At 45.4% G+C, this 11,811-nt stretch carries 9 protein-coding genes; all 9 read left to right on the forward strand.

The window, feature by feature from the left end:
- Window positions 1-85: 85 nt before the first annotated feature.
- The 9 genes from secDF to HMPREF9969_RS00745 all read left to right on the forward strand — a co-directional run bounded on the left by secDF (window position 86) and on the right by HMPREF9969_RS00745 (window position 11,349).
- Window positions 86-3,106, forward strand: a complete 3,021-nt coding sequence (gene secDF, locus HMPREF9969_RS00705) for a protein translocase subunit SecDF (protein WP_009433981.1) — start codon at window positions 86-88, stop codon at window positions 3,104-3,106.
- Between the two features lie 663 nt (window positions 3,107-3,769).
- Window positions 3,770-4,426, forward strand: coding sequence for a hypothetical protein (locus HMPREF9969_RS00710; RefSeq protein ID WP_050899955.1), 657 nt, complete (start codon window positions 3,770-3,772; stop codon window positions 4,424-4,426).
- Between the two features lie 156 nt (window positions 4,427-4,582).
- Window positions 4,583-5,401 (forward strand): bifunctional hydroxymethylpyrimidine kinase/phosphomethylpyrimidine kinase, encoded by an 819-nt coding sequence (locus tag HMPREF9969_RS00715; RefSeq protein ID WP_009434005.1) that lies wholly within the window; start codon window positions 4,583-4,585, stop codon window positions 5,399-5,401.
- 25 nt (window positions 5,402-5,426) lie between these two features.
- Window positions 5,427-7,088: a putative transporter gene (locus HMPREF9969_RS00720; RefSeq protein WP_009433937.1), complete on the forward strand. Its 1,662-nt coding sequence runs from the start codon at window positions 5,427-5,429 to the stop codon at window positions 7,086-7,088.
- Window positions 7,089-7,095: 7 nt separating this feature from the next.
- Complete coding sequence (locus HMPREF9969_RS00725; protein WP_009434007.1) at window positions 7,096-7,806, forward strand: ABC transporter ATP-binding protein; 711 nt, start codon at window positions 7,096-7,098, stop codon at window positions 7,804-7,806.
- 59 nt (window positions 7,807-7,865) lie between these two features.
- Window positions 7,866-8,411, forward strand: coding sequence for a hypothetical protein (locus HMPREF9969_RS00730; protein WP_036894513.1), 546 nt, complete (start codon window positions 7,866-7,868; stop codon window positions 8,409-8,411).
- Between the two features lie 382 nt (window positions 8,412-8,793).
- The gene (locus HMPREF9969_RS00735; RefSeq protein WP_036894517.1) at window positions 8,794-9,003 is read left to right on the forward strand and encodes a hypothetical protein; all 210 of its coding nucleotides are present in this window, start codon (window positions 8,794-8,796) and stop codon (window positions 9,001-9,003) included.
- A gap of 43 nt (window positions 9,004-9,046) precedes the next feature.
- On the forward strand, window positions 9,047-10,642 hold the full coding sequence (locus HMPREF9969_RS00740; protein WP_009433925.1) for a hypothetical protein: 1,596 nt from the start codon (window positions 9,047-9,049) through the stop codon (window positions 10,640-10,642).
- A gap of 233 nt (window positions 10,643-10,875) precedes the next feature.
- Complete coding sequence (locus tag HMPREF9969_RS00745) at window positions 10,876-11,349, forward strand: DNA-binding protein (RefSeq protein WP_036894469.1); 474 nt, start codon at window positions 10,876-10,878, stop codon at window positions 11,347-11,349.
- The last annotated feature ends 462 nt before the right edge of the window (window positions 11,350-11,811 follow it).

Genomic DNA, 11,811 nt, shown 5'->3' on the forward strand with positions numbered 1-11,811 from the left:
GTAAATTTCCCAAAGTGTGAGAAAATGCTTATCTTTGCACGTCTATTAAGCGTAGCGAAACTATAATTAAATACAATCAAATAAAATGCAAAACAAAGGATTAGTAATTTGCGTATCAGTCTTGTTGACGCTCGCAAGTATCTTCTACCTGTCTTTCTCAGTGGCGACAAGCTACTACGATAGCAAGGCAGCGGAGATTAAAGACCCTATTGCGCGACAGGATTATAAAGATTCTGTTAAGTACTTGGGTATCTACTCTTACCAGAAGTGCCTTGAAACACAGATCGGTCTAGGTCTTGACTTGAAAGGTGGTATGAACGTTGTACTTGAGATTTCAGTACCTGATGTTGTTGACGTGTTGGCTGACCACAAGCAGGATGTTGCTTATCAGAAAGCTATGGCGGAGGCAAAGAAGGAAGAGATGACAAGTCAGAAGGACTTTATCAGTCTTTTCGTTGATGCTTACCACAAGGTAGCTCCAGGTCATAAGCTGGCAGAAATTTTTGCAACACAGCAGTTGAAAGGCAAGGTTACAACACAGAGTTCTGATGCAGATGTAGAGAAGGCTCTCCGTGAGGAAGTTGCTTCAGCCATCGATAACTCTTACAACGTTGTTACCAATCGTATTGACCAGTACGGCGTAGTTCAGCCTAACATCCAGAAGTTGGAAGGTCAGGAAGGTCGCTTGATGGTTGAGATGCCTGGTATTCGTGAGCCTGAGCGTATGCGTAAACTCCTTCAGGGTTCAGCTAATCTAGAGTTCTGGGAGACTTACAACAGCCAAGAGGTTGCTCCTTACCTAGCCCAGCTCGACCAGCGTTTAGCTAATGGTGATTCAAAGAGCGATGCTACAGCAAAGGATTCTACGAAGGCTGCAAAGCCTAACAAAGAGGCTAAACTAACATTGAATGCAGGTAAGAACTCTGCCACATCAACAGAGTCAGCTGCTTTGGCTGCTGCTAAGAAGCAACACCCATTACTCTCAATGTTACAGACTGTGCCAGGCGAAGGCTTGAGCCTCGTAGGTTATGCAAATGTGCGTGACACAGCCGCTATTAATAAGCTCATCCATAGTCAGCTTGCAAAGCAAGTATTGCCTAGCAACTTGAAACTCCTTTGGAGTGCAAAGCCAGCTGAAGGCTTACAGCAGAAGAACGTATATGCACTTCACGCCTTGAAGGTCACAACCTCTGACGGTCGTGCACCATTGGAAGGTGACGTTGTTACAGATGCTAAAGACCAGTTCGACCAGTTTGGTCGCCCTGAGGTTAGCATGACCATGAACTCAGAAGGTGCTCGTGAGTGGGCAGCTCTCACGAAGGCAAATGTTGGTAAGGCTATTGCTATCGTATTGGATGGCGTAGTATATTCTGCTCCTCGTGTAAATGGTGAGATTACAGGTGGTCAGTCATCTATCTCTGGTAACTTCACGATTGAGGATACAAAAGACTTAGCAAACACATTGGAGTCAGGTCGTATGCCTGCACCTGCTAAGATAGTACAGGAGGAAGTCGTTGGTCCTACATTGGGTGCGCAGTCTATCCATCAAGGTCTTGTATCATTTGCAATCGCCTTTGTATTGCTCATGCTTTACATGATTCTGATGTATAACTTCATCCCAGGTATGATGGCTAACTTGGCATTGCTTGCCAACCTCTTCTTCACCTTGGGTGTCCTAGCATCCTTCCAGTCGGCATTGACTATGCCAGGTATTGCTGGTATCGTGTTGACTTTGGGTACAGCCGTGGATGCTAACGTGCTTATCTATGAGCGTATTAAGGAGGAGCTGAAACTCGGCAAGGGTATGAAGCAAGCCTTGAAGGAAGGTTATAGTAACGCATTCTCTGCTATCTTCGACTCTAACCTCACCTCACTCATCACAGGTGTTATCCTCCTTGTTACAGGTACAGGTCCTATCCGTGGTTTCGCAACAACATGGATCATCGGTCTTGTAATCTCTTTCTTCACCGCCGTATTCCTCACACGTATCGTATTCGAGAACCGCGTTGGTAAGGATAAGTGGTTGAATCAGACATTTACAACCGCCTTCTCTAAGAACTTCATGCAGGATAAGAACTACCACTTCCTCTCAATGTATAAGACTACATTCGCAGTCTGGGGCATTGCAGTATTGGTATGTATCGGTAGTTTCGTAGTACGTGGTTTGAGCCGTAGTATCGACTTCACTGGTGGTCGCAACTATGTTGTCACACTGAATAAGCCAACACAGGTTGAGGATGTACGTAAGGTGATGACTAATGCATTCGTCAACACAGTGGGCGAGAACGCAGGTAAACCAGCTACAACCAGTGTTATCGCACTTGGTACAGATGGTAAGACTGTTCGTATCTCAACCAACTATAACATCGATTCTAACGACCCAATGGAAGACGACAAAGCAGAGACTATCCTCTACAATGCGTTGAAGAAGGGTGGCTTCGTTAGTCAGGCAAGTGTAGCGAACTTCAAGAATCCAGACATTCGTGAGGGTGGTTCTATCATCCAGAGCGCAAAGGTGGGTCCTTCTATCGCAAAGAACATTACCTACAATGCGTTCATGAGCGTCTTACTGGCTATCTTCTTCATCTTCCTCTATATTCTCTTACGATTCCGCAATATCGGTTTCTCTGTTGGTTCAATAGTAGGACTTGTCCTCGATACCACTATCGTTATCGGTTGCTTCTCGTTATGTTATGGATGGATAGGCTTCTCTCTCGAGATCGACCAGACCTTTATCGGTGCCATCTTGACCGTTATCGGTTACGATATCAACGATACGGTGGTTGTATATGACCGTATCCGTGAGAACTTGCGCAAACATCAGCACACACTCGGTAAGGCGGATATTCAGAAGATATTTAACGACTCTATCAACCAGACCCTCTCACGTACTATCAATACGTCAGTCTCTACATTGATTGTGCTCGTATCTATCTTCATCCTCGGTGGTGATAGCATCCGCAGCTTCTCATTCGCAATGATTATTGGTATCATCATCGGTACTTTGAGTTCAATCTTCATTGCATCTCCAGTTGCTTACCTCGTATTAGGTAAGAAGATTGAAAAGCGTTCACACGAACTTGCAGAAGCTCCTGTAGAGGCATAATCAATAGGTCAAAAACAGATAAGGTTTACACCTTATATATATATAAGCAGCCCGTTACCCTTTGGTAGCGGGCTGTTTCATTTCCCGCAACCGCCTTGTTCCCTCTCGCCCGTTGCCCTTTCTTGTTGTTCTTTCTCCCCCGTATCCCCACCTTGCGTAATACGATTCCCTTTCGTTTCTCGCCTGTCTTCGATTGCTTTCTCCTATGCTTTGCATCTTTTTCTCACGTATGTTTTGTTATCTTCACCATGGTGAAGTCTGTGTCTCATCATGATGAAACTTATGTCTCATCACGATGAAACTTGTGTCTCTTCATGATGAGACGAATAAAACACACGTATATAAGAGATGAAACATAGGCGTATAACGAATGACTCACACGTGTGTAACGAATGACTCACACGTGTGTAACGAATGACTCATACGTGTATAGCGATTGAAACATACGTGCGTAACGAACGGAACACACGTGCGTGGCAACTCGGAGGTAGGGGAATAACAAGCTGAACGCAGATTAGAAACCATCCTCGAAAGGGTTATAATCGAAGTGGAAACACGTTAGAAACGATGGGCAGAGCGGTAGTATGGTCATTAAGTAGGGTATGATGAAATAGAAATAGGTATTATTTGTTTACCTTTGCACCTGACTTAATTCGACAAAATATGATGAAGAAGATTCTAACGTTACTCTATTTGTTAGGCTCCGTGCTAGTCGCGAGTGCCCAAGACAATGACTTGTTTAATAAGAACAGTACCGCCTTAGGGGGCGAACTAACCTTACAAGGCACTTGGCAAGTAGATTTTTCCTATCATCGAATGTTTACCCCTTATGTAGGCGTGGGTGCATCGGTGGGAATGTGGAAGCAGGTTTCTTATCATGGAGTTCCCGAAGGCAATGGATGGATAGTCTCGTCAGACTATAGAGAAGCGGAGGACTTCTTCCTTCGTCCTTCGCTGCGTCTTGTGTCTCCAACTGTATTGAAGATAGCTGATGCGAAGCTGAAGTTATTTGCCGAACCAGGCTTTATGATGAATATCCCTTTGGGTAATGTCTTTGTTGACTTGTTGGGTAATTACAACCTACCAAAGGATGTGGTGAATGTCCATACGAGTAAGGGTACGTGGTATGCCTTCGATTACAAGCTGGGACTGAGTGTTGATGTTGGTGATATGAGCATTTGGACTGGCTATAAGTTCTCTACTCTTGATACGTATGCCCTGCGGCGCAATCTGGTCTATGACAACGTCCGATTCAATGACTTCTATCCGAAGAAGAAGTGCATGCATGGCATCTTCTTAGCTGTTAGCTATAACTTTTAGGGGGCGTGTTGGGTAGCCTCTCCAACGGAACTAACCACTTGTTCACTTGTCACCTCATACACTCGTCAACTCGTGTCAACACGTTATTTATGGGGTTTTTATTTTGCCGTTCATGCGGTTTACACTACCTTTGTAGTCCATTAACCAACATAATTAATGAGTAAGAAACATATACTTCTTATCAATGACATGGCAGGATATGGCAAAGTGGCTACAGCCGCAATGCTGCCTATCTTGTCTTATTTGGGGCATCCGGTGTATAACCTTCCTACGGCATTGGTCTCAAATACGCTCGACTATGGTAAGTTTAAGATCTTAGAGACAACTGATTATATCAAGGATGTATTCCCTGTTTGGAAGGAATTAGGTTTCAGTTTCGATGCGATAGCGACGGGCTTTATCGCATCAGAACGTCAGGCGCAATTAGTTTCAGCCTATTGTCGTGAGCAAGCTGCACGGGGCACAACCATCTTTGTTGACCCGATAATGGGCGATGAAGGGAAGCTCTATAATGGTGTGACGGCTGCCACTATCAACTCAATGCGTGAGATGATAAGCGTTGCCGACCTCACTTTCCCTAATTACACGGAGGCTTGTTACCTCACATCGAGCAAGTTTAATACAGATGGAGTAGACTTCGATGAGGCGAAGCGTTTGCTCGATGACTTGCGTTTGATAGGAACGAAGTCGGCATTAATCACCTCCATTCTTATTGATGGTACGCCTTCCGTAGCGGGGTATAATCATGTAACAGATAAGTATTTCAGTCTCCCTTATACCGAAATCCCCGTCCATTTCCCAGGGACAGGCGATATCTTCTCAGCTATTCTTATTGGTCACTTGCTGGATGGCGAACTGCTCATCCCTAGTACACAAAAGGCGATGGATGGCGTTTACGCACTGATAGATCGTAATAAGGATAACGAGGATAAGAACAGGGGAATCCCTTTGGAGCAATACTTAGGATTATTATAAAGGATAACAACTAAACAACGATAATATGGATTGGATCAATGGACTCTTCTCCATTCCTTCAGCGCTTCAAGGCGTAGTAGTTATATCGCTCATTTGTGCTGTTGGTCTCGGCTTGGGTAAGATAAAGTTTGCTGGTATCTCGTTAGGCGTTGCCTTTGTATTCTTCTTTGGTATCGCTGTGGGAAGTCTCGGCTTGAAGGTAGACGACCAAATGCTCAACTATTGTGAGACGTTCGGCTTGGTTATCTTCGTTTATACCTTAGGCTTGCACGTGGGACCTAACTTCTTTGGTTCCTTCAGGCATGAGGGAACCTCGTTTAATATCTGGTCTCTGGCGGTCATCATTCTTGGTACGGCAATGGCAATAGCCCTTACGTATATCATGAAGGTGCCCATGTCGGATATGATAGGTATTCTTTGCGGTGCAACCACGAATACGCCGGCTCTCGGTGCGGGTCAGCAAGCGTTGCAGCATGTCGGTGTGAGCGGTGCTAGAGCAGCTTTGGCAACGGCTGTTACCTATCCACTCGGTGTTGTAGGTGTTATCTTTGCAATGATATTCATCCGTAAGTTCTTTGTCAAACCCAGCGATTTGGAGGTGAAGAGTAGTAGCAGCGACGACCATACCTTTATTGGTCAATTCGTTGTAGTCAACCCTGCTATCAATGGTAAGAACATTGCAGACATAGCACAGGGCACGCATCGCAAGTTTATTATCTCCCGCATTTGGCGTGGTGATGAAGTGATTGTACCGAAGGGCACAACCGAACTCAAGACGAATGATAACCTCCTTGTGGCAACGAAGAAAGAGGAAGTACCAGCGATGGAATTGCTCTTTGGTAAGCGTGTGGAGCGTGACTTGAATAAGGAACAAGTGGACTGGAACCACCTAGACTCTAAGGTGGAGAGCCGTGTGATAGTATTGTCAAAGAGCGTTCTGAATGGTAAGCGACTTGGTCAGTTGCACCTTCGTGATGCTTATAACGTCAATGTTAGTCGTGTTCTCCGTAGTGATATCAAGCTCTTGGCGACGGAAGATCTTGTCTTGCGCTATGGTGATCGCCTCACATTAGTGGGTCAGCCAGAAGCAATCGACCATGCAGAGAAGTTCTTGGGCAACTCTGTTAAGACGCTCAATGAGCCTAACTTGGCTATTATCTTCCTTGGTATGCTGCTCGGTTTGGCGTTAGGAACAATCCCATTCACGCTCCCGGGTATGGATTCGCCCATCCATTTAGGGATTGCAGGAGGTCCTATTATCATGGGAATCCTCATCGGTGCGTTCGGTCCTCGTTTCCACTTCATCGCTTACGCCACCCGTAGTGCATCGTTGATGTTGCGTAAGTTAGGACTAGCCCTTTATCTTGCATGCCTCGGTTTGGATGCAGGTAAGGACTTCTTAGCAACGGTTGTGCGTCCAGAAGGCTTACTTTGGATAGGCTTGGGATTTGTCCTTACGGTACTGCCAGTGATCATTGTGGGTGTTGTTGCGCTCCGCATGAAGAAGTTCGACTTTGGTACTATCTGTGGAATCCTATGTGGCTCGATGGCAAACCCAATGGCATTGGGTTATGCCAACGATACCGTTAATGGCGAAACAAGCAACATCAGTTATGCAACCGTTTATCCTTTGGGTATGTTTATTCGTGTGATCATAGCCCAAGTGCTGGTGATGTTCTTTGTCTGACGGTGTTATGAAGATCTCCCTGTCACATCTCTCAGTAGGCTATACGGCTTCGCAAGCACTCGTTTCTGACGTGAATGTAGAGTTGCAAAGCGGTCAATTACATTGCTTAATAGGTCGGAATGGTATCGGTAAGTCTACGCTCCTAAAGACGTTGACAGGCTTTCTTCCAAAGCTATCGGGCAACCTGCTATTAGATGGGCAAGGCATAGAGACCTTTACACAGCAAGCATTGGCACGAAAGATAAGCATTGTTCTGACACAGAAACCTGATGTGCAGAATCTGACAGTGGCAGAAGTTATCGGGTTGGGGCGTTCCCCTTACACAGGTTTCTTTGGTAAGTTGCGCGCTAGAGATTGTGCAGTTGTTAATGATGCTATCCGCTCTGTGGGGATAGAACCACTTCGGGATAGGATGATTCAGACGCTTTCTGATGGCGAGCGACAAAAGGTGATGATTGCAAAGGCACTTGCACAAGAAACGCCCATCATACTCCTTGATGAGCCAACTGCCTTTCTTGATTTCCCTTCTAAGGCAGAGACCTTTCAGTTGTTACGCTCCATGGCGCATGAGAAAGATAAACTCATCGTGCTTTCTACACATGATTTGGAATTGGCTGTGCGCTTTGCTGATTGCCTGTTGGAGGTGGAAGAAGGCTCATTGCATACTGTTACGGCTGCCGAGGTGAGGCAAGAAATGCAGGAGATAATCGGGAAATAGAATAGTGTTTATCATCAGTTAAACATGAAAGAATCAATACGATAAAATAAGGAATGATTATGAAGAAGAATGTATGGATAGCAATAGCCCTTGTTGTGGCAGTCTTTAGTTTTAGTAGTTGTGGTACGCAGCAAAGTGCAACACAGCCCACTTCGAAGCCCGTAACTACTGATACGGTTGTAAGTGTTGAACCCATAAAGGACGTAATCAGTATAGCTGAGGCACTGGAGATGTTCCAGAATCCAGATAAGACGGCTGCTATTACCAAGAAGTATGGCTATAAGCTGAAAACGAACTATGAGGTTTATCGACTCGATAAGTTCTCTAAGATGTACTATAAGAATTGTGCTTTAGCAAAGCTCCTCACCGCAGATAAGTATGAGGACTATCCAAAGCCAATGCGTAAGGGTGTGTCTAGTTACATTGCTTTCAAGGATGGCGCAATGATTATCGCAGTATTCAATCAGCCTGCATACGATAACCTTGTAGCTCAAGTCAAAGCTGCTGGCTTTACGTTGGATATGCCCGGCAATGAGGATATATATAAGAAAGGTAACCGCACCATCGCTTGTTATAAGGATGGAAAGAGTGTGAGGATTGAGTAAAAGTACGTAGGGGTAAGGCAACTTTCTCTCAACTTTCCTTGCCCCTTTAATTATTTCTTCTTACCTTTGCCGCCGTGAAACAATTAGCAATGACATATCAAGTGAATGAAGTACTGCAAAGAATTATCGAATTCTTTGCATCTTTTTGCACTTTATCTTTGGTCAATCCAAATAATTTGCTAACACACACACACACACACATTCGCACCTAGCGTCTAATAACACATTTTTTCTTCTCGCATACGCGCGCGCGAAGCGTGCCGTAACCCCTGTAAACAAAGGACTTCTAGGAGTTTCCTTTGTTCGCTTTTTTATGCCCTTTTGTGAACTCCGTTTTAAGCAAAATAAGAACGAAATAACAGCTATTTTAATCAAGAAAGTTATGAGAAAAGAACAAACTAAGAGGGATTATTCTGCACCCAGTTGCATGATAATCCAGATGAACGAAACCACTAATTTGATGGAAACGTCTTTCCCTAGCCAGCATAAGCCAGGACACCATGGTACAGGTCCTTCCGGTGCGAAAGCAGCGACCGTATGGCAGGAAGAGGAAGAAGACAATGCAGAAAACACTTCTCCTTGGGAAGACTAAGAGAGTTATCAACAAGAATCAGAAAAGACAAAGTAACAAAGTAATGATGAGAACAAAACAATTATTCAAGACTCGCCTATTGTCCTTTGCAGCCCTTTGCAGTATGGCCTTGGCAGCCGTTTCCTGCGCCAATGAGGATGTTGCGCAGAATGGTACGGACACAGGAAGCAACGATAACGATAAGAACATGACAACCTTTGTAGCCGGCAATCCAACGAAGACCCGTACAACAATGGATTACAACAGCGGCGACTTCTATTGGGAAGCAGGCGACAAGATCTATGTACAGGATGATGACGGCGCATGGAAGGTGAGCAGCAACGCACCAACAAGCAAGACCAGCTATTTCAAGTTCAAAGTATCTGGTAAATTCAACAACAGTGCCACCTACAAGGTTTATTACCCAGGCAAGAATGGCAGTAATAACCAACTGACAATCCCCACTGCACAAACACAGACAACTCCCAGCACTACTGATCATTTCGGCACATCAGGCGATTGTGGTACAGCAGATGCAACAGGTACAGTAGGTGGCAAGTCCTTTTCCTTCCAACTCGAACACCAAGCAGCTATCCTCGTCTTCGAGCCTTTCACAAAGAATGCCGTGTTTAAGAACTGCTATCTAACCAAAGTAGAGGTTACAGCCGATAACAACATCGCAGGCAACTATACCCTCGATCCTAGCAATGGTGAGATTACGGGAGCAGGTAGCGACAAGCAAATCATCCTCACCACCAAGGGTAGCGGTACATACGCTGATGGTTTTAAGTTGGACAACTCTACCAGCAGCACCACAGCAGACAAGATCTATATGTTTATCAAACCAGGCACACACAAGTTAAAGATTCGTTATTGGTTGAAAGACCCCGTCACTAGTAAAGAGGGCACCATCACCAAAGTTCCTGGCTCATTCACTTACGATAAGAATACCTACTACGACATGACAGCCGACCTTGATATCCGTGCCTATGACGGTGATCATTACTATATGTGGGATGCACAGGATCAATATTGGAAGGGTTACGAATGGACAAAAAACTTGGGAGCAGGCGTAGGTCAGCCAACATTTCTTGGTCAGCCAGCAGGCAACTACGCCCAGAGCAACACTGACTCTCGTTGGTACCACGAGGGCAGCAGTTCACCCTTCAACGCTACTCAGAGTTGTGCAACTCTTCCCAACGCTAACGAGCTGTCTTGGTATTGCAAGTACGGCGATCCCCGTTGGGATGAAGATGAACTATGGACAACTATGGGTCATTTATATAAAGGTGGTATGTGGTTTAAGAAGAAGTCCGTATTACAGGCAGATCATCATTACGACACCGAGAAATCTGCCGACGGTTCAACCGACATGCGTACAACATTCAAGGGCTACAACAACTTCAGCAGTAGTATCACCGACTCAGGCCTCCCTTCCGCCGCTGACGCAGGCAAATACTTCTACCTGCCCGCCTTGAGTAACTACGTCACTGGTCAGCTGATGAGCGTTGGCGACTTCGGCTACTTCGGCGGCTATTGGTCGTCAAGTGCTGAACCATGGGACAGTAACACCGCGTACTGCCTGACCTTCATGAGTAACCGCGTCAAAGTGGGCTTCGGCGACCGCTTCTCCGGGTTCAGGGTCGGCGGGTTCGAGTAGTCCTTGCGCTTGTTCGTAGACTGTTTTGTACCCAGCGAATGGGTAGAATTGTACCCAGCGAAGAAGTACAATCGTACCCAGCGAATGGGTAGGGGGCTACCCAACGGGCAGGGTACGATGCTACCCAGCAGCTGGGTACAAGACTACCCAACCGCTGGGTATAAAATACATGAAAAAGGACACCAAAATGATGTTATTATGAATATAATGTTTAATTTAAATTCTGATTCACAATGCTAGAATTTAAAGTTGCGCCTCGTAAGGCGACAATGGGAAAAATGAAGGGTAAAACGGTGTATATCGCCGTACCGAAAGGTCAACAAAAGATCTCACCCGAAATGGTGTTGGAACGTATAGTTCGTGAAACCTCATTGACGGAGGGAGATGCACGGAATGTGATTATCACGCTGCGTAACCTTATCCTTGAATGTGCACGTATGGGAACAGGCTTAGACCTCGGTGATATTTTCTCTTTGCGTGTGAACGTTCCCTCGAAGATGGAAGAAAACGAGAAAGATGTATGTGCCAAGAGCCTTAAAGCTCCGAGATTGACATTGACATGGAAGGAATCGGTGCGCAAGGCATTAAAAGAGTTGCAGGTGGATGTGGATAATCCTGCGAGGAAGAAAGGAAAGAAGCCGGAAAGCTCCGCCACCGAACCGAAAGGAGAGGGGAGTGAAGAGCACCCTGGACCAGTGGTAAGGTAATGCCCCCTCAAAAAAGAGGCCTTCCCAAGCCCCTCCAAAGGAGGGGATGTCCTTATTGGATATAGTTTGAAACGAATGAAAGCATTGTAAGTAGGGTTAGGGACATCCCCTCCTTTGGAGGGGCTTGGGGAGGCTTTTACCACGGGAGCATTTAAGATTGATTCAGGGTATCAATCGTTCTGTAATAAGACAATCGATTATATTAATTGTGAAATTAATGTCTTTCAAAACTAGTGTATTAATTTGGTTCTCTCGCTTCCGTGGTACGGCCTCACCCCCAGCCCCTCTCCTACAGAGAGGGGGGAGCCTAACGGGGGGAGGCTTTTGTGTGAGACAGAAGAACATGGGATTTAGAGACAAAATGACAGAAGAACATATTATTTAATGACATAAGTTTTAGATGGAATGACAAAGCGACATATTTTTCAATGACATAGGTTTTGGAGATATGGTAAAGCAAAA

Origin of the sequence: Prevotella sp. oral taxon 306 str. F0472, from assembly GCF_000257925.1 — a bacterium.
Taxonomy (GTDB): Bacteria; Bacteroidota; Bacteroidia; order Bacteroidales; family Bacteroidaceae; genus Prevotella; species Prevotella vespertina.